Annotated in this window: 1 pseudogene; it reads left to right on the top strand. The window is 57.8% G+C overall.

Going from position 1 to position 296, the window contains the following annotated elements:
• Positions 1 to 296, top strand: a pseudogene (locus B2W52_RS06760) (oxygen-independent coproporphyrinogen III oxidase); the annotation flags it as partial.

The following is a 296-nucleotide window of genomic DNA, read 5'->3' on the forward strand; positions in this document are numbered from 1 at the left end:
ACTACTGCGCCTGCAACAAGGTCATCACCAAAAAGCGTGACAAGGCGATGCCCTATGTTGAGCGGGTGCTGAAAGAGGCGGCTATCCAGTCAAAACTGTTCGGGGCCGACCGGCCGGTGACACAGCTGCATTGGGGTGGCGGTACCCCCACGTTTTTGCCTAAAGATGTGATGGAACACCTGATGGCGGGATACGGGGAGCTGTTCAACCTGCAAACCGGCGATGAGCGGGATTACAGTGTAGAGATCGACCCGCGGGAAGTGGACCAGGATACCCTGCCAACCCTGTGGAACCTG

The organism is Marinobacter sp. UBA2498, assembly GCF_002341575.1.
Taxonomy (GTDB): Bacteria; Pseudomonadota; Gammaproteobacteria; order Pseudomonadales; family Oleiphilaceae; genus Marinobacter; species Marinobacter manganoxydans.